The organism is Flavobacterium sp. AC267, assembly GCF_979258715.1.
The window spans coordinates 1,137,279-1,156,209 of sequence record NZ_OZ409875.1 but is presented as its reverse complement, the minus strand read 5'-3'; the positions used below and the strand labels follow the sequence as shown (position 1 = coordinate 1,156,209).

At 34.0% G+C, this 18,931-nt stretch carries 11 protein-coding genes, 1 tRNA gene and 8 pseudogenes; 9 read left to right on the top strand and 11 right to left on the bottom strand.

Going from position 1 to position 18,931, the window contains the following annotated elements:
- Nucleotides 1–59: 59 nt before the first annotated feature.
- Nucleotides 60–535: pseudogene (rnhA, locus tag ACZZ95_RS06085) on the top strand (ribonuclease HI).
- 52 nt (nt 536–587) lie between these two features.
- Here rnhA and ACZZ95_RS06080 read toward each other — a convergent pair.
- Entirely contained in the window at nt 588–935 is a 348-nt protein-coding gene (locus ACZZ95_RS06080; protein ID WP_095953778.1) for a DUF6249 domain-containing protein, read from the bottom strand.
- Between the two features lie 473 nt (nt 936–1,408).
- Here ACZZ95_RS06080 and ACZZ95_RS06075 point away from each other — a divergent pair.
- The 7 genes and pseudogenes from ACZZ95_RS06075 to ACZZ95_RS06045 all read left to right on the top strand — a co-directional run bounded on the left by ACZZ95_RS06075 (nt 1,409) and on the right by ACZZ95_RS06045 (nt 6,455).
- Nucleotides 1,409–1,997 (top strand): annotated as a pseudogene (locus tag ACZZ95_RS06075) (RNA polymerase sigma factor).
- Nucleotides 1,981–2,385: a hypothetical protein gene (locus ACZZ95_RS06070; protein ID WP_463468390.1), complete on the top strand. Its 405-nt coding sequence runs from the start codon at nt 1,981–1,983 to the stop codon at nt 2,383–2,385. Before ACZZ95_RS06075 ends, ACZZ95_RS06070 begins: the two are co-directional and overlap by 17 nt.
- A gap of 8 nt (nt 2,386–2,393) precedes the next feature.
- A complete protein-coding gene (locus ACZZ95_RS06065) occupies nt 2,394–2,651 on the top strand; it encodes a hypothetical protein (protein ID WP_463468389.1) in 258 nt (85 codons plus the stop codon).
- Nucleotides 2,596–2,865, top strand: a complete 270-nt coding sequence (locus tag ACZZ95_RS06060; RefSeq protein ID WP_463468388.1) for an alpha/beta hydrolase family protein — start codon at nt 2,596–2,598, stop codon at nt 2,863–2,865. Before ACZZ95_RS06065 ends, ACZZ95_RS06060 begins: the two co-directional genes overlap by 56 nt.
- Nucleotides 2,866–2,878: 13 nt before the next feature.
- A complete protein-coding gene (locus ACZZ95_RS06055) occupies nt 2,879–3,166 on the top strand; it encodes a hypothetical protein (RefSeq protein WP_463468387.1) in 288 nt (95 codons plus the stop codon).
- A gap of 384 nt (nt 3,167–3,550) precedes the next feature.
- Nucleotides 3,551–4,474, top strand: a pseudogene (locus ACZZ95_RS06050) (PfkB family carbohydrate kinase).
- 82 nt (nt 4,475–4,556) lie between these two features.
- Entirely contained in the window at nt 4,557–6,455 is a 1,899-nt protein-coding gene (locus ACZZ95_RS06045; protein WP_463468386.1) for an amidophosphoribosyltransferase, read from the top strand.
- 909 nt (nt 6,456–7,364) lie between these two features.
- Here ACZZ95_RS06045 and ACZZ95_RS06040 read toward each other — a convergent pair.
- The 4 genes and pseudogenes from ACZZ95_RS06040 to ACZZ95_RS06025 all read right to left on the bottom strand — a co-directional run bounded on the left by ACZZ95_RS06040 (nt 7,365) and on the right by ACZZ95_RS06025 (nt 11,066).
- A pseudogene (locus tag ACZZ95_RS06040) lies at nt 7,365–7,977 on the bottom strand (superoxide dismutase).
- Between the two features lie 139 nt (nt 7,978–8,116).
- Nucleotides 8,117–8,791, bottom strand: a complete 675-nt coding sequence (gene pth, locus ACZZ95_RS06035; RefSeq protein ID WP_095953785.1) for an aminoacyl-tRNA hydrolase — start codon at nt 8,789–8,791, stop codon at nt 8,117–8,119.
- 591 nt (nt 8,792–9,382) lie between these two features.
- Nucleotides 9,383–9,996, bottom strand: a pseudogene (locus ACZZ95_RS06030) (50S ribosomal protein L25/general stress protein Ctc).
- 127 nt (nt 9,997–10,123) lie between these two features.
- A pseudogene (locus ACZZ95_RS06025) lies at nt 10,124–11,066 on the bottom strand (ribose-phosphate pyrophosphokinase).
- Nucleotides 11,067–11,356: 290 nt separating this feature from the next.
- Here ACZZ95_RS06025 and ACZZ95_RS06020 point away from each other — a divergent pair.
- Nucleotides 11,357–11,436: transfer RNA gene (locus ACZZ95_RS06020), tRNA-Leu, on the top strand.
- A gap of 68 nt (nt 11,437–11,504) precedes the next feature.
- On the opposite strand, the gene ACZZ95_RS06015 is transcribed toward ACZZ95_RS06020, so the two are convergent.
- From ACZZ95_RS06015 to ACZZ95_RS05990, 6 genes and pseudogenes are all read right to left on the bottom strand, one after another.
- Entirely contained in the window at nt 11,505–12,725 is a 1,221-nt protein-coding gene (locus ACZZ95_RS06015; RefSeq protein WP_463468385.1) for an acyltransferase family protein, read from the bottom strand.
- Nucleotides 12,726–12,810: 85 nt separating this feature from the next.
- On the bottom strand, nt 12,811–13,278 hold the full coding sequence (locus ACZZ95_RS06010) for an OsmC family protein (RefSeq protein WP_463468384.1): 468 nt from the start codon (nt 13,276–13,278) through the stop codon (nt 12,811–12,813).
- 219 nt (nt 13,279–13,497) lie between these two features.
- Nucleotides 13,498–14,682: an aldose epimerase family protein gene (locus tag ACZZ95_RS06005; protein WP_463468383.1), complete on the bottom strand. Its 1,185-nt coding sequence runs from the start codon at nt 14,680–14,682 to the stop codon at nt 13,498–13,500.
- Between the two features lie 107 nt (nt 14,683–14,789).
- Nucleotides 14,790–16,298, bottom strand: coding sequence for an L-arabinose isomerase (gene araA / locus ACZZ95_RS06000; protein WP_463468382.1), 1,509 nt, complete (start codon nt 16,296–16,298; stop codon nt 14,790–14,792).
- A 137-nt stretch (nt 16,299–16,435) separates the two neighbouring features.
- A pseudogene (locus tag ACZZ95_RS05995) lies at nt 16,436–17,138 on the bottom strand (L-ribulose-5-phosphate 4-epimerase).
- Nucleotides 17,122–18,815, bottom strand: a pseudogene (locus tag ACZZ95_RS05990) (ribulokinase). Before ACZZ95_RS05990 ends, ACZZ95_RS05995 begins: the two co-directional pseudogenes overlap by 17 nt.
- Nucleotides 18,816–18,931: the final 116 nt, after the last annotated feature.

Sequence of the window (18,931 nt, the reverse complement as noted above, 5' to 3'; positions counted from 1 at the left end):
CCAAATTCCAATTTTTAGGCCGCAGAAATCTGCAATCTAAAATCTAAAATCTAAAATAAATGGCTCACGAAGTACATATATATACCGATGGTGCCGCAAAAGGAAATCCTGGAAACGGAGGTTACGGCGTAGTAATGGAATTGGTTGGAACACCGCATAAAAAAGAATTTTACGAAGGTTTTCGTCTTACTACTAATAATAGAATGGAACTTCTGGCTGTAATTGTTGGTTTAGAAAAACTGAAAAACCCAAATATGAAAGTCTTGGTAATTTCAGATTCTAAATATGTTGTGGATTCTGTTGAAAAGAAATGGGTCTTAGGCTGGGAAAAAAAGAAATTTGCCGGCAGAAAAATCCAGATTTATGGAAACGTTTTTTAATCGTTTACCGAAAACATCAAGTTGATTTTAAATGGATAAAAGGCCACAACAATCATCCGCAAAACGAACGCTGTGATCAGCTTGCCGTTATGGCATCTCTTCAGCCTAAACTTTCTGTAGATGTTTATTACGAAACCATAGGATCTAAAGAATAAAAAAAACGCATCAATAATTGATGCGTTTTTTTGTACTAACTTAAATGCTTACTTATTCCTTATCTAAATCTTTTGCAGTTTTAAAACCTGTTAAAAGTCCTATACCGGCCATTATGAAAATAATTGAGGGGTAAACCGCTCCATCATTTAAAGAAGTGTAAGTTGTAATTAACAAGGCAATAAAAATACCTACGCCGCTTCCTATTAATAAGAAAGCCAGATTTACAACAAAGATTTTCCAGGCTGGAACACCATTTCCTTTTCCCTGCATAAAGATACTGGCATCTACACCTTTTTCTATAAGTGCCAAACGCTCTCTATTTCTCGTTGAATAAATTAAATAAACGATCCCGAAGATCATTAGAAAAAAACTGATTGGGATTAAAATTTTCTCATCCATAATATTTTGTTTTTAATTGATTGATACTTCATAAGACGAGGCTTTTTTTATTTAGGTTACAAGAATTTGGAAAAATTCTTAAAAAAGAAATTCCGAATTTCAAAAACCACTGATTATCAGCTAATTTTGAGTTTTATAATTCCTTTTAATAATAGAAATCTTTATCGAATTTTAAAACAACAAAGTTATTGCCGGCATTTTTGTTGTCGAAATAACAGTATTATGATTAAGCTTTGTCAAAGTTTGAAACTTTGACAAAGTTCGGGAAGATTGGAATTTGGAATTTGGAATTTCATTATTGGAGTTTCATTATTGGAGTTTCATTATTGGAGTTTCATTATTGGAGTTTCATTATTGGAATTTCATTATTGGAATTTCATTATTTGGAATTTCATTATTTGGAATTTTAAAAATTTAGAATTTATTTTAAAATTTCTGTAACCTAAACAAACAAACTGTCGTCCTATATAAATATGAGTACAATAAATGATCAACATTATATAGACAAAGTGTCTGCAGGGCGATACAAATGCCTTTGCTGTACTTGTTGATCGTTATAAGGACATGATCTTTAGTTTGGCGCTCAAAATGGTAAAGAACAGAGAAGAAGCAGAAGAAGTTGCGCAAGATACCTTTATCAAAATTTATAGTTCACTGAATAAATTTAAAGGCGATTCTAAATTTTCAACCTGGATTTATAAAATCGCTTATAATACTTGTCTGGACAGATTAAAGAAAAACAAAAAAGAAGACCTGAATATTTCGATAGATGAATTTTCATCTCATTTAATTAAAACAATGGACAATGCTTTAAGCGCTTTGGAAGAAAAAGAAAGAAAGCAGACGATTCAAAAATGTTTAAATTTATTACCCAGTGACGAAAATTTCCTTTTGACTTTATTTTATTTTGATGATCAGAATTTAGAGGAAATCGGAAAAATTATGAATATATCGGCTAACAATGCGAAAGTGAAATTATTTAGAAGCAGACAAAAATTAGCCGTAATTTTGAGACAGCAGTTAGAACCAGAAATAATAGATTGTTATGAAAGAGAGCGATAAAAATATAGAACAACTTATTGATAAAATGATGGCTGAAGAGAAACTACAGTCTCCATCATTTGATTTTACTTCTAAAATAATGGCTGAAGTTCATGTAATAGAAGAGAAAAAACTCAAAGCTTATAAACCTTTAATTTCGAAACCAATCTGGATTTCAATTGGAATCGCTTTGGCTTTATTGGTGATTTATGTTTCGCTTTTTTCAGTTTCTGAAAGCAATATTGAAATCGAACAAGTTGGAAAATTATATTCTGATAGAATGTCAACAGCATTTTCAGGAATTCATTTTTCTAAAAATATCTTGTATGCGATTTTGATTCTGCCAGTTATGATTTTGGTTCAGGTTGGAATTTTGAAGAATTATTTTGATAAAAAGTACCAAATATAAATTTAAAAATGAAAAATAAAACGGCTTTATATTCGCTCTTAGTGTTATTGTTGGTTGTTACTAATTATGCATCAGCAATTCCACCAAATTTTACTACTAAGGAAATAAAATTTGTTAGTGAAGGAATTTCACTAGCCGGAACTGTTTTTACACCTAAAAAAGTACAGGCAAGCAGTTGTCATAGTTCATGGATCTGGACAAGAAAAAAGAATGGCAAACTTTGCCGCAATACTCGCCAGCAATGGAATTGCCGTTTTAACGTATGATAAACGCGGCGTTGGAGAATCAGCCGGCGTATATGCCGGACCTGAAGTAGGAACTAACAACGTTGATTTCTCTAATCTAAATCTTTTGTCTTTAGATGCGAGTGTCGCCGTAAATACTTTATTTAAATACTTATCAAATAACCAAATTCCGATAGGTTTGATAGGCGGCAGTCAAGCGGGATGGATAATTCCATTGACTGCAGAAAAAAAATAAGAAAGTCAAATTTATGACAATATTTAGCGACGCTCTTATAAAGGTTAAAGAACAATTGAGATTCCAATTTTATACAAATGGAGATCAAAAGTTTTGGGATACACACTCCGAAGAAGAGGCAAGAAAACATGTATTCAATGACCCTGATAAATACGAGTTTGTTGACACCGATCCCAAAGGTATTCTTGCTAAATTATCAATTCCAGGAATCTGGATTTTTGGAGGCAAAGACATTCAAGTGCCCGTTAAGCTATCAATCGAATATCTTGATCTCTTAAAATCTAAAGGAAAAAAATTATGAATATAAATTGTTTCCAGACTTGGGGCACAACACAGCATTTTCAGACTCTGAAGAGCCTATGAAAGATGCGATCAATTGGATTAAAAGCATAAAATAATTTAAGAATTATATGCAACAAATTCTTCCCGTTTTTAATTGAAAAAGAAAAACTACTTCTTTTAAAAAACTCAGATAAAAATTTAGACAAATTTCCAAAATAAAACTTGGAATTTAAAACCAGAAAACATATTTTAAGCACTCCGCAAAACAAAATATAATTCATTCATTTACAATAGAATTAGACCCGAAATCGATATTGTTTTTTTAAGAAAATTTTGAGAACCTAAACCGTTGCAAGATTGTAACTTATGAAGTATCTTTGCACCCTAATTCGAAATTCATAAAATGAATAAACTATTGATTGTTGGAACAGTTGCTTTCGACGCGATTGAAACTCCTTTCGGAAAAACAGATAAAATATTAGGTGGTGCCGCAACGTACATTGGTTTATCAGCATCATTTTTTAACTTGCAATCGGCCATTGTTTCTGTAGTTGGCGACGATTTCCCTCAAGAACATTTAGATCTTTTAACTTCAAAAAATATTGATATCTCTGGTATCGAAATTGTAAAAGGAGGAAAGACTTTTTTCTGGAGTGGTTTATACCACAACGATTTAAACTCTAGAGACACTTTAGTTACTGAATTGAACGTTTTAGCTGATTTTCAGCCAAAAGTTCCTCAAGACTATAAAGATGCTGATGTTGTGATGTTAGGAAACTTACATCCTTTAGTACAAAGCAGTGTTTTAGATCAAATGGAGAAAAAACCAAAATTAGTAGTTTTAGATACTATGAATTTTTGGATGGACTGCGCTCTTCCAGAATTATTAGACGTTATCAAACGTGTAGATGTTATTACAATTAATGACGAAGAAGCAAGACAACTTTCTGGTGAATATTCATTAGTAAAAGCGTAGACTAAAATCCAAGATATGGGACCAAAATATGTGGTGATCAAAAAAGGAGAACACGGAGCGCTTTTATTCCACAATAGAGAAGTATTCTTTGCACCGGCTTTACCATTAGAAGAAGTTTTTGATCCAACAGGCGCTGGAGACACTTTTGCAGGTGGTTTCTCTGGATTTATTGCGCAAAGCGAAAACATTTCTTTTGGAAACATGAAAAATGCAATTATTTACGGTTCAAATTTAGCTTCGTTCTGCGTCGAGAAATTTGGAACCGAAAGGATGGAAAATTTAAGCAAAGCAGAAGTAGCGATTCGATTACAGCAATTTAAATCGTTAACTCAGTTTGACATAGAAATATAATGCCTAAGAGCCTCGATAAAACGGGGCTTTTTTATTACGTTAATACACACAACTTAGAACAACACACAAAATACAAAAAACAATGAGCGACGCTTTAAAACACGAATGTGGTATAGCCTTAGTTAGGCTACTTAAACCGCTTGAATACTATAAAGAAAAATACGGGACTGCTTTCTACGGAATTCAGAAAATGTATCTAATGATGGAAAAACAGCACAACCGCGGACAAGACGGTGCTGGTTTTGCTAGCATTAAATTGGATGTTGAACCTGGACAGCGCTACATTAGCAGAGTTCGTTCGAATCATTCACAACCTATCCAAGATGTTTTCAAACAAATCAATGAGCGCGTTAGCGAAGAACTAAAAGCACATCCTGAATTGGGAGACAACATGACAGAACTAAAAGCAAACATTCCCTATGTAGGTGAATTGTTTTTAGGTCACGTTCGCTACGGAACTTTTGGAAAAAACAGCATCGAAAGCGTTCATCCATTTTTACGTCAAAGTAACTGGATGCACCGTAATTTAATTTTGGCTGGAAACTTTAATATGACAAATGTTAAGGAACTTTTCGAAAATCTAGTTGAACTTGGACAGCATCCAAAAGAAATGGCGGATACGGTTACGGTAATGGAAAAAATTGGTCATTTCTTAGATAAAGAAGTAATGCAATTGTACCAAGATTGTAAAGCTGAAGGATATTCTAAAAGAGAAGCTTCTCCAGTAATTGCAGAGCGTTTAGATATCGCTAAAATATTAGGGCGTTCGGCTAAAAACTTAGATGGAGGTTACGCAATGGCGGGATTATTAGGTCATGGTGATGCATTTGTTTTTAGAGATCCAGCCGGAATTCGTCCTGCTTATTTTTACCAAGATGATGAAGTAGTAGTTGTAGCTTCTGAAAGACCTGTTATTCAAACAGTATTTAATGTACCTTTTGAAAGCGTTCAGGAAATTGATCCAGGTCATGCCTTAATTATCAAGAAAAGCGGCAAGGTTTCGATGCAACAAATCTTGGAACCAACAGTTAAAAAAGCTTGTTCGTTTGAAAGAATTTATTTCTCAAGAGGAAGTGACGCTGAAATCTATCAGGAACGTAAAAACTTAGGTAAATTAATTTTACCTGCAGTTCTTAAAGCCATTGATAGTGACACAGACAATACTGTTTTCTCCTACATTCCAAATACAGCAGAAACTTCATTTTATGGTTTAGTTGAAGCCGCACAGGATTTCTTAAATCAGAGAAAAAACAATTACATTTTAGAAAATAGAAATACGCTTACCGCAGAAACGCTTCAGGAACTTTTAGCTGTAAAAATACGTACAGAGAAAGTAGCTATTAAAGATGCTAAACTTAGAACCTTTATTACTGAAGACAGCGACCGTGATGATTTAGTTGCACACGTTTACGACGTTACTTACGGCGTGATTAAACCGGAAGACAACTTAGTTATCATTGACGACAGTATTGTTCGTGGTACGACTCTTAAAATGAGTATCATCAAGATGATGGATCGTTTGAATCCAAAACGTATTGTTATTGTTTCATCTGCTCCGCAAATTCGTTACCCAGATTGTTACGGAATCGATATGGCTAAACTTGAAGGTCTTGTTGCTTTTAGAGCCGCATTGACTTTATTAAAAGAAAGAAACTTATATCATATCGTTGACGAAGTTTATGCTAAATGTAAAGCTCAAGAAAATTTTGACGATAAGGATGTTGTAAATTATGTAACGGCAATTTACGATCAATTTACTCCAGAAGAGATCTCAGATAAAATTGCAGAAATGTTAAGCTCTCCGGAAATTAATGCCGAAGTAAAAATCATTTTCCAAAAAGTGGAAGATTTACATATTGCCTGTCCTAAAAATTTAGGTGACTGGTATTTTACAGGAGACTATCCTACCCCAGGAGGAAACCGAGTTGTAAATCGTGCATTCATGAATTTTTATGAAGGAAAAGACGCTCGAGCTTATTAAAAAAGTATTAACAAAAGGTTAAATAGTGCATTTCATCGGTTTTTTTTGCCGTTCATCCTGTTTGTTTGGTGAAATTGAAAAGCTACAATACTTTTGAGAAACCATAACATTAGTAGGTTAAGTTTATGGTAGATTTGGGGCAAAAAGGGTGGAAGAAATTCCACCTTTTTTATTGGAATAAACTCAAATATTTCTAAAACAACAATTTATATTCTCTTCATCGGATTTCTCTACCTTTCATCTAAAAAGTTTTTTTTACAAAAATACCTGCCATACATTTATCAAACCAGAACATTAGTAGGTTAAGTTTATGGTAGATTTGGGGCAAAAAAGGTGGAATCTCTTCCACCTTTTTTATTGCAATAAACTCACGAATTTCTAAAACAGCCGTTTTATTCCATTTATCGGATATACTTACCTTTTATCTGAAAAGTTTCTTTTACAAAAATACCTGTCATACATTTACTATACCATAACATTAGTAGGTAAGTTTATGGTAGATTTGGGGCAAAAAAGGCGGAAGAGATTCCGCCTTTTTTATTGCAATAAACTTAATGATTTATAAAACAGCTAATTATAGCCATTTATCGGATTTACTTACCTTTTATCTGAAAAGTTTTTTTCGCAAAAATACCTGTCTTACTTTTACTAAACCATAACATTAGTAGGTTAAGTTTATGGTAGATTTGGGGCAAAAAAGGCGGAAGAGATTCCGCCTTTTTTATTTTAGCTATAGAAGAAAGAAAATAGAGCAAAGAATAAAAATTATTGAACCTAGTTTTAATATTTAAATAAGAACAAAAAAAGAGCAAAGAATATAGATTACTGAATAAAGACAAAAAAAAATAGATGAACAATCTTTCGATCATTCATCTATTCTCTATATTCTTTATTCTATTCTCTCTTAGACTATTTGTCTAAAGCAAATCTTCTTGCTACTTCTGTCCAGTTAATTACACTGAAGAAAGCTTCAATATAATCTGGTCTTCTGTTTTGGTAGTTTAAGTAGTAAGCATGTTCCCAAACATCCATTCCTAAGATTGGAGTTCCACCATTACCAGCAACATCTGGCATTAATGGATTATCTTGGTTTGGAGTACCTACAACTTCTAATTTTCCTCCTTTTTGAACAGTTAACCAAGCCCATCCAGAACCGAATTGTGTAGCACCAGCTTTAGCAAATTTTGCTTTAAATTCATCAAAAGATCCGAAAGAAGACTCAATCGCCGCTAATAAATCACCTGTTGGTAATCCGCCTCCGTTTGGAGCCATTACTGTCCAGAATAAATTGTGGTTGTAGAAACCACCGCCATTATTACGAACTGCTCGCGTTTGATTTATCTAAGTTGATTAAGATATTTTCGATAGTTTTCCCCTCTAAATCTGTTCCAGCGATAGCTGCGTTAAGATTTGTAGTATATGCATTGTGATGTTTAGAATGGTGGATTTCCATTGTACGAGCATCAATATGTGGTTCTAATGCATCATATGCATATGGTAATTGTGGTAATTCAAAAGCCATGATATTAGGATTTTTATGGTTTATAATAATTTATTCCAAATTTAGACATTTAACTTTGGAATTGAAAATACTATTTCGTTATAATTCAATTTAAATAGTTGATAAATCCATTTTTTAAAGATTAAATACCTGTAAATCTTTATTTTCCGTTAAAAGTGGTCATAGTATTTTCTAATCCGGCTGTTCCAAAAGTTCTGATAATTTCTGCAGAAGTTTCCAAACGCTCGGGTAATTTTGCATCTTCATCCGCATTCCATTCTCCTAAAACGTAATCTATCTGCTGTCCTTTTTTAAATTCATCACTGATTCCGAATCTAAAACGGGTATATTGCTGTGTGTTTAAAACTAAATTTATGTTTTTAAGTCCGTTGTGACCGCCGTCGCTTCCTTTTGGCTTGATTCTGATGGTACCGAATGACAGGTTTAAATCGTCTGTAATGACCAAAATATTCTCTAATGGAATGTTTTCTTTATCCATCCAATATTTTACGGCTTTACCGCTTAAATTCATATAAGTGTTTGGTTTAAGAAGCAAAAATGTTCTTCCTTTAAACTTATATTCCGCCAAAGATCCAAGTTTTACGGTTTCGAATGAAAGCCCTTCTTTTCTGGCTAAAAAATCCAGGACTTTAAATCCGATATTATGTCTTGTATTTACGTATTCGGCTCCGATGTTTCCTAATCCTACGATTAAATATTTTTTACTCACGCTTTTTATATTGTTTTTTGGGTGTTCGTGAACCTCCAGTTTCATATTGTCTATGTTCTCTTCTTTTGGTGTTGATGAAAACAGTTTTGTTATCCATTTTATCATGATGCAAAAATAAACTTAATTAGGGAATGTGCCAATTGGTTCATTAGATAATTATTTTTAACCGCAAAGGTCACAAAGGTTTTTCGCTAAGTTCGTTAAGAAAATGCTACGTAAATTTTAAGATTTGAGCCGATTTTGGTTATCGCTTTTGTCAGACTGAGCGAAGTCGAAGTCCCGCAAAGTACTGCACTTTAGATTGTCGAGTTTTGTGAGGGGCTTCGACTTCGCTCAGCTTGACATAAAAAAACAAACTTAGCAACTTAGAACCTCAGCATCTCAGTATCTTAGAAACTTATGAAAACAAAACCTCTGGCTAGCCCTGACAGAAGCGGTATCCTTTTTCCTGCTTCTTTAGCAGGGAAAAGATATAGCGGATGGCAGGAATGTCGCGTCTTTTGAAAACGAAGACTTTCTGCTTCTAAAAAAATAATTTGATAATTAAGAGGATATGGCAATTAGATAATTGCTCGTAAAGAGCTTCGACCTCGCTCAGCCTGACAGAAGAAAACTTAGAACCTCAGCATCTTAGAACCTCAAAAAAAAAAGCCCCAATCGAAAGATTGAGGCTTTTTGTATTGAATTTGAAAAAAATTATTTTTTCTTTCCTTTTGCAGGAGCTTTTGCAGCTTTTTGCGACTTCTTGAGCAGACTTTCATAGCAAGACGAGAAATTCTTACTTGAGCAACTACTGTATTCTCTGGGTGCATAATTTTGTATTCTGGAGCACCAACTTTAGTAACGTATAATTTGTTACCCATTTCAAGTGGAGTAATGTCAGCTTCAACAAAATCAGGAAGATTTTTAGGTAAAGCTTTAACTTTTAATTTACGAGTGTTTAAACGTAAAACACCTCCAGCAAGAACACCTTTAGATGTACCAACAACTTTTACTGGAACTTCCATAGTGATTTCTTTGTCATCAAATAATTGAAAGAAATCAATGTGTAAAATTTTGTCAGATACCGGGTGAACCTGAATGTCTTGCAAAATTGCATTGAATGATTTTCCTTTTCCAAGTTCGATCACAACTGTGTGAGCGTTTGGAGTGTAAACCAAGTTTTTGAACGCGCAGCTGTCTGCTGAGAAATGTACTGCTTGATTTCCTCCGTATAACACGCAAGGAACCGCTCCAGCATTACGTAAGGCTTTAGTTGACACTTTGCCCACGCTTTCTCTTTCTGATCCTTTAATTGTAATCGATTTCATTGTAAAAAAATATAGTTATTAATAAATATTCTTATTTGCTTTAAGCTTTAGGCCGTAGGCTTTATGCTTTTTGTTTAATGTATTTTAGGAAATGCTTAAAGCTTACTGCCTAAAGCCTATTGCTAAATTACATTATGAATTTTCCACTAATGGAATTATTGTGGTGAACCATCTGCATAACTTCTGCAAATAAAGGTGCACAGCTTACCACTTTTATTTTATTAGATTCTTTCTTTAATGGGATAGAATCTGTCACGATTAACTCGGTTAATTTTGAGTTTTCGATTTTCTCATACGCACCGCCAGATAATATAGCGTGTGTACAAATTGCTCTTACACTTAGTGCTCCTTTTTCGATCATAAGGTCGGCAGACTTTTGCTAGAGTTCCTCCTGTATCGATCATGTCGTCTACTAAGATTACGTTACGTCCTTTTACTTCACCAATTAGCTCCATAGTATCTATAACGTTTGTCGCTTTTCTTTGTTTGTAACAGATTACTACATCTGATTCTAAAAACTTAGAGTAAGCATATGCTCTTTTTGAACCTCCCATATCTGGAGATGCAATTGTTAGATTTTCTAATTTTAAACTTTCTACGTATGGTAAAAAGATCGTAGATGCAAATAAATGATCTACTGGTTTTTCAAAGAATCCTTGAATTTGATCTGCATGCAGATCCATTGTCATGATTCTTGTTGCTCCTGCAACTGTTAGTAAATTAGCTACTAACTTAGCTCCAATTGGAACTCTTGGTTTGTCTTTTCTGTCTTGTCTTGCCCAACCAAAATAAGGCATAACAGCTGTAATGTGTCTTGCAGATGCACGTTTTGCCGCATCGATCATTAACAACAATTCCATCAGATTATCTGCACTTGGGAAAGTCGAACATACGATAAATACTCGTAAACCTCTTATTGACTCTTCGTAAGATGGCTGAAATTCTCCATCGCTATACGTTGACATCGTTACTTTTCCTAACGGAATTCCGTACTCTTTTGCAATTTTTTCTGCAAGATAAACACTTTGTGAACAAGCAAAAATTTTAGCTTCTGGTTCTAGGTGCGACATTATAATTGTTGTTTTTGCTCCGCCGCTTTTAGTATAATTTAGCCTTATCTTTTTAGTTAAAGCAAAACATATATAAATGCCTCGGGTGTAGTTAGTTGTGTGTGCTTCGTTTTAACGAGGTGCAAATTTATAAAATTTATTGGACACTGAAAGGAAAAATTTAAGTATTTTTAGTAGTTGATTTAATTTTATTTTTTACATTTGCACCGTGTTAAAGGAATGACGCCATTTATGACTTCATTCTATTGCGTTAAAATAAGTCGTTTAAGATTTATTTTTTCGTCTGCTAAGCCCGGATGGCGGAATTGGTAGACGCGCTGGTCTCAAACACCTGTGGGAAACCGTGCCGGTTCGACTCCGGCTCTGGGTACAAAAACCTCTTCGGAAGAAGAGGTTTTTTTGTGCCTTATCTTTTCTTGTTTAATTCCGTTTATTACTTCATTTTTTTAATGTAACTCTCTTTGAGATTTCCATAAACGGCTTTTCTATAAACCGATAACCTGCAAAGCTAATAAGTACGACTAAGGGTGTAATTGCAAAAATAACTCCGCAATATTCTAAAGCGTTTAATTTTTTTGCATTTTCAAGTCCAAATCCGAAATAAAGGACAACGAAAAGAATGATTCCATGAAGTAGATAGGTACTATAGGAAATCTCCCCCAACAACTTTAATGTTGAACTTTTCAATATACCAAATACTGTATTGCCAGATGATATTAAAACAAAAACAACAGTAATTAAAATCTTGCAAGGCATATTATTTGAGTTCTCAAATTGAAAAATCAAAACAAAACATATCAGAATTAAAACACTGAGAAGATTATTGTACTTATTTGGAATAAGTTTATATTTTACCACCACTGCCGCTACAGCCCCTCCAAAAAAGGAAAGAAAATGTTGAACATGAACTGCATGTAAATAAAAATAACCTCCGAGAAAAATAGAGCTGATTATAAGATAAATCAAAGGAGGTCTTTTCTTTAGAATTAGTATGGAAATTATAGGAAGACTAAAATAAAACAACCATTCAAAAGACAACGACCAAACTACGCCAGCATTAATCAAATAAGTTAGACTATAATTATTAATGCCTGAATCCCTTATTATTGCAAACGTTGCCCAATGAAACATCTCGTGTAAAAATTGAAATATACCTAGTTTTAATTCCCAATTACTAATAATCATTATCACTAAAAGTATTATAGCAATCGAAAAATAATACATTGGCACTAATCTAAAAAATCTTGAAATAAAAAATGACTTCCAATTAAAACCCTTTTCACTTGAATTTAAAAGTTTTGAAATAAATAAAAAACTTGAAATCATAAAAAAGAAAGCAACACTAGCTGAACCAAGTTGCGAATACAGATAAGATTTAGAAATCCACTGACCTACATGAATATATTGATACCATATACTCGCATGTGCAATAAAGACACTAATTGCTAAAAAGCCTCTAAGACCATCAACAGATTCATATCTTGAAGACAAATTATTTACCTTATATTTTAAGTTAATTACATAGGCGGTAGAATATGCAATTATGAAAAGAACAATAGCAAATAGCGGATTTAAATTATTCATTAAAATAGGTTTAATTATTTTCTCAAATCCTATTTGAAAATCAAAGATGTTTTTTACTCTTATCTTCTTATTCAAATAAAATTAGTTCGACAAAGAAACAATAATTATTAATTTTAAAATTGTCTTAAATAATTTTAATAAAGCTTGATTTTAGAAAAACCTATCTAATAATTACATCACAACTCGCTTCATGCAAAACCGGAAAATTGCAAGAGTTCGCAATAAAACACAATTGATTTGCTTTTGTATGAAGTTCTAAAGCCAATTCAATTTGATCCGGATTTGATATTTTTACTTTTGGAAATAATTTTGCCTCAACAAAACGCCCGCTCCCATCTGGACTTACTTCCAGTGTTGCTTCCGCATTGTCTGAATATTCGAGGACTTCTATTTCGTTTTGAGAGCATACGTATAAATAGGACATCATGTGGCAGGAAACCAAACTGCTCAATAATAAATGTTCGGGATTATATAATTCCGGATCACCTTTAAAAGCTTTTGCGGCAGAAACATTTAAAACTGGTTTGCCTTCGATTTTAATTTGATGGTTTTTAGTTGATCTTGAAGTTGTTTCTTCTTGACTTTTGTTGGAACTCCAATTTAACGTCGCTTGAAATAGATGTTTCATTTTAGTTTTTTTGCTATTGCTAAGTTATGATTTTTACACATACTGGTGAATTAATCTCGCAAAGTCGCAGAGTCGCAAAGTTTTTATAAGCTTGTTCATAAACTTTGCGACTCTGCGACTTTGCGAGCAATTTCTCTGCAATTTCCGCATAAAAAAACCTCAAAAGCATAACTTTCGAGGTTTTCTAGAGAATTGAACTAATTAACAAATTCTAAAAAATTATTTTTGCACTGAAAACTTAAAAGTAGTTTTAGTTTTATAATTTTCTCCCGGGTTTAAAACCGTTGTTGGGAAGTTTTTCTGGTTTGGAGAATCTGGATAATGTTCTGTTTCTAAACAAAGTCCGGTTCTGTGAGCGTATGTTTTTCCATCGCGAGTTGGCAATGTTCCGTCAAGGAAATTTCCAGAGTAAAACTGAATTCCAGGTTCGTCAGTTGTCATTTCCAAAACTCTTCCGCTGGCCGCGTGATATACTTTTGCAATAATTGTTTTTCCTTTTTCAGGATTGTTCAATACCCAGCAGTGATCGTACCCTTTTCCTCTTTCTAATTGTTCGTTTTTAGCTTCGATGTCTTTTCCAATTAATTTTGGTTTTCTGAAATCGAAAGGCGTATTGGCAACATCTTCTAATTTTCCTGTTGGAATTAAAGTAGCATCCACCGGAACTAATTTATCTGCATTTAAAGTCAATTCGTGATCTAAAATTGTTTTAGAAAAATCTCCTGATAAATTGAAATAAGAATGTCGCGTTAAATTCACAACCGTTTTCTTATCAGTCGTTGCCTCGTATAAAACTTCTAGCTGATTGTCATTAGTCAATGTATAGGTTACAAAAACCTGAAGATTTCCAGGATAACCTTCTTCCATATCTTTACTTAAATAAGATAATTTTAAAGAAGCTGTTTCACCAGATTTTACCTCATCGGCTTTCCAAACGACATTAAAATATCCTTGTGGTCCGCCATGCAAAGCATTTGGAGCATTATTGACTGCCAATTGATATTCTTTCTCGTCTAAAGTGAATTTTCCTTTAGCAATTCGATTTCCGTATCTTCCGATCAAAGCTCCAAAAAATGGATTTTCTTTTTCGTATTGTGCCAAAGAAGTAAAACCAATTACTACATTTTCAGAAACTCCTTCTTTATTAGGTACTTTCAAATCTGTAATTCTGCCGCCAAAAGTGATGATGTCAACTTCCATCCCATTTTGGTTTTTCAATTTATAACTGTCGACTTGTTCTCCTTTAGCTGTTTTTCCGTAAGATGATTTTTCAATTGTAACCGAATCTTTTTTATCTGAAGCAACTGTTTCTGTATCTGCTTTTTTATCGCTTTTACATTGAACAGAAACCGCGACCAAACTCAAAAGGCTTAGACCGAAAACACAACGTTTTAATATATTCATACGTGGTTATTTTTTAGTTAGTAAAGTCTTAAAGTCAAAAATCATAAAGTCTTTTCTTCAAAGTAACTAAAACTTTATGACTTTATGACTTTCGACTTTTGACTAATTTATAGTCCGTGTTGAAACAAATGATAATAAGCTTCATTTGCATTAATCTTATCTTTAAAGTCTCTTACGGTCGTTTTTTCATCAATTACCAATAATTCGATTCCTGCGATATCTGCAAAATCTTCCATATACTCTGTTGTCAATGACTGGCTGTAAACTGTATGATGTGCTCCACCAGCTAAAATCCAAGCCGTTGCGCCGATATCAAGATTTGGTTTACAATCCCATAAAACTCTTGCAACTGGTAATTTTGGTAATTCAGCCATTGGTTTGATAGCTTCCACTTCGTTTACAATTAAACGGAAACGAGTTCCCATATCTACCAAAGAAACATTAATTGCATCTCCGGCAGGCGAATTAAATACCAAACGAGCTGGATCCTCTTTTCCTCCAATTCCTAAAGGATGTACTTCGCAAGAAGGTTTTCCATCAGCAATAGACGGACAAATTTCTAACATATGTGATCCTAAAACGTATGATTTTTGAGGTGTAAAGTGGTAGGTATAATCTTCCATGAAAGAAGTTCCGCCTTCAAGACCAATATTCATTACTTTTAAAGCTCTTACCATTGCGGCTGTTTTCCAATCTCCTTCTCCACCAAAACCATAACCGTCGGCCATTAATCTTTGTGTTGCGATTCCTGGTAATTGTTTCCAAGCACCAAGGTTTTCAAACGTATCTGTAAAAGCGCCAAAACCTCCTTCTTCAAGAAAAGCTCTTAATCCTAATTCGATTTTTGCCGCTTCAACTAATGAACTTCTTTGTGCTCCGCCTTCTTTTAAAGAATCGGTTAAAGTGTATGATTGTTCGTAAACTGCCAATAAATCGTTTAATTCTTTTTCTGTTACTTTTTCAATATGCTTAGTAACATCTGAAGAATCGTATCCGTTTACCGAAACTCCAAAACGAATTTGAGCCTCCACTTTATCTCCTTCTGTAACGGCAACTTCACGCATATTGTCTCCAATACGAGCTACTTTTAAATTTTGAAGTTCATCCCATCCTAAAACGACTCTTGACCAGATTCCTAATTTTTTCTGAACTCTTTCATCTTCCCAATGTCCTACAACAACTTTACGTTTTTTACGCATTCTTGACATGATAAAACCAAATTCACGATCTCCGTGAGCCGATTGATTTAAGTTCATGAAATCCATATCGATAGATCCCCACGGAATTTCAGCATTGTATTGTGTATGTAAGTGACATAATGGTTTTTTCAGAATACTCAATCCGCCAATCCACATTTTTGCTGGCGAGAAAGTGTGCATCCAAGCGATAATTCCGATACAGTTTTTAGCCGAATTTGCCGCCAAACAAACATCTAAAATCTGCGAAGGAGATTTTACCACATCTTTGTAAACCACTTTTACGGGAATATTAGATGATGCATCTAATCCTTTTGCTATAATCTGAGAATGTTCTGCTACTTTTCTTAGTGTTTCTTCACCGTATAATTCCTGGCTTCCTACTACAAACCATACTTCTTTTTGAGATATATCTATCATTTTGTTTAATCGTTTATTTGTTTAATCGTCAAATCGTTTTTCTTTATCTAAAAATTCACGATTACCGAAAATCTTTTCTCTTTGTTCTTTATTCTATTTTCTATAATCTAAAATCTACATTCTAAAATCTAAAATCATTACTGTCCGTAATACGAATCTTTTCCGTGTTTGCGGTTGTAATGTTTCTTTATTAGTGAATCTTTTAATCTTGGTGCATTTGGATTTATTTGTAAAGTCAGATATGCCATTTCTGCCACTACTTCTAAAACTTTACTATTGTAAACCGCTTTTGCAAGCATTTTTTCCCCACGCAAACGGACCGTGATTTCCAATCAAAATCATCTCTACTTCTTCGTAAGAAAGATTTTTTTCTTTGAAACAATCCAAAATCTGAATTCCGGTATTGTGTTCGTAGTTCCCTTCAATCAGCGAATCTGCCATTGGCAGCGCGCACGGAATATCTGCGGTTAAATGATCTGCATGCGTAGTTCCAAAAATTGGAATATCCTGTTGCGATTGCGCCCAAGCCACAGAATAGGTTGCATGCGTATGCGCAACGCCTCCAATATTTGGCCAATTTTTATATAAATAGGCATGAGTCTTCGTGTCAGATGACGGACGCATAGTTCCTTCTATTATATTGTTATCAAAATCGACAATTACAATATCTTCTGGTTTTAAATCTTCGTAAGGAACGTCGCTTGGTTTAATGGCAAAAACGCCATTTTTTCGGTCCACAGCACTTACATTTCCAAAAGTATACACTACCAAATTCAATGCATTTAACTGCATATTCGCTTCGTAGCATTCTTGTTTTAAATCTTTATAAAGAGAGCTCATGTTGCGATATTTTAATGTTCGGATCTGCAAAAGCACTTAATTGTTCGTATGCCAAAAGCAGTTTATGGTAAGCTTCTACTTTGTCTGTTTGAGGGAAATATTCTCCGTCAAAGTCACTTCCTATTTTTTGACTTGCTTCGATCACGTTTGGATAAATTCCAGTCGCAACGGCGCTGTAAATTGCTCGCACCTAAAGCTGGAGTTTGGTCTGAAGCTGCAATTTTAATTGGCTTGTTTAAAACATTTGCCAAAGTCTGCATGATAAAAGGAGATTTACGAGCAACGCCGCCAATTCCGATTACGCTGTCGATTTTTACACCTTCTTCTTCAAAACGGTTTACAATTTTGTTCGCTCCAAAACAGATTGCATTTACTAAAGCTTTAAAAATATGAGGCGCTTTTGTTCCTAAAGAAAGGTTTGAAATCGCACTTTTTAATTCTTGGTTTGCATCTGGAGTTCTACGTCCGTTGATCCAGTCTAAAGCAATTGGAAGACTTTCAGAAACTGGAATTTTCTCTGCTTCTTTCGTTAATTCAACAATTAATTTATCGCTGAATTCTTCTTTTAATTTTTCTTTTTGTTCTTCATTTAATAAGGAAGAGGAACTTAATAAATGTTCTGTCGGCCACATTAATAATTCTTTGTACCAAGCCAATAAATCTCCAAAAGCAGATTGTCCAGCCTCTAAACCAATAAATCCTGGAATTACAGATCCATCAACTTGTCCGCAGATACCGCGAACGGTTTTTGTTCCAACTTCATCATAAGAACCTACCAAAATATCGCAGGTTGAAGTTCCCATAACGCGAACCAAAGTATTTTCTCCAATTTTTGCTCCAACCGCTCCAGAATGCGCGTCGAAAGTTCCAACAGCCACAATTGTTTCTGTTGAAAGTCCTAAACGATCTGCCCATTCTTGGCTTAAATTTCCAGCAACTAAATCTGATGTATACGTTTCATCATATAAATTTCCACGAAGTGTTGCTAAATACGGATGAAGTTTTTCTAAGAATTCAACCGGTGGAAGTCCTTTCCAGTCTTCGTGCCACATGGCTTTGTGACCCGCAGCCGCGCTGACTTCTTTTAAATGTTTTTAAATCTTTGTCTTCAATCAATAAATAAGTCATTAAATCGCAGTGCTCCATCCAAGTGTGCGCCGCATTTTGAACAGCTTCATCTTCTCTTGCGATGTGCAGGATTTTTGCCCAAAACCATTCAGAAGAATAAATTCCTCCTACGTATTTTGTAACGTCTTCTCCGCCCCAGCTTACTGCCAGTTCATTGATTTCGTTCGCTTCATTTATTGAAGTATGATCTTTCCACAAAACCATCATTGCATTTGGGTTTTCTTCAAAACCTTTTGTCAAAGCCAAAGGAATTCCATCTTTAGTAACTGGAACTGGAGAAGATCCAGTGGTATCAATACAGATACCGCGAACCAATTTTGGATCTACTTTACTTTCTTTTATAACGGTTTGAATCGTAATTTCTAATCCTTCGATATGATCCAAAGGATGCTGACGAAATTGATTTATGGAAGCATCACAATATTGTTTATTTTTCCATCTTTTGTAATGAGAAACATTCGATGCCAGCTCCTGTCCATTTTCAGTGTCAATTAGCACCGCGCGAACAGAATCTGTTCCGTAGTCCAATCCTATTACATAATTTTTCATTCTAATTTTATTTTTAAAATATTGACAAATATAGATATAATTATTTTATAAGTGTATAAAAAACACTTAATTGAAATTGCATAATTAATTTTTGCTAAAAATGCATTGAAACAGCA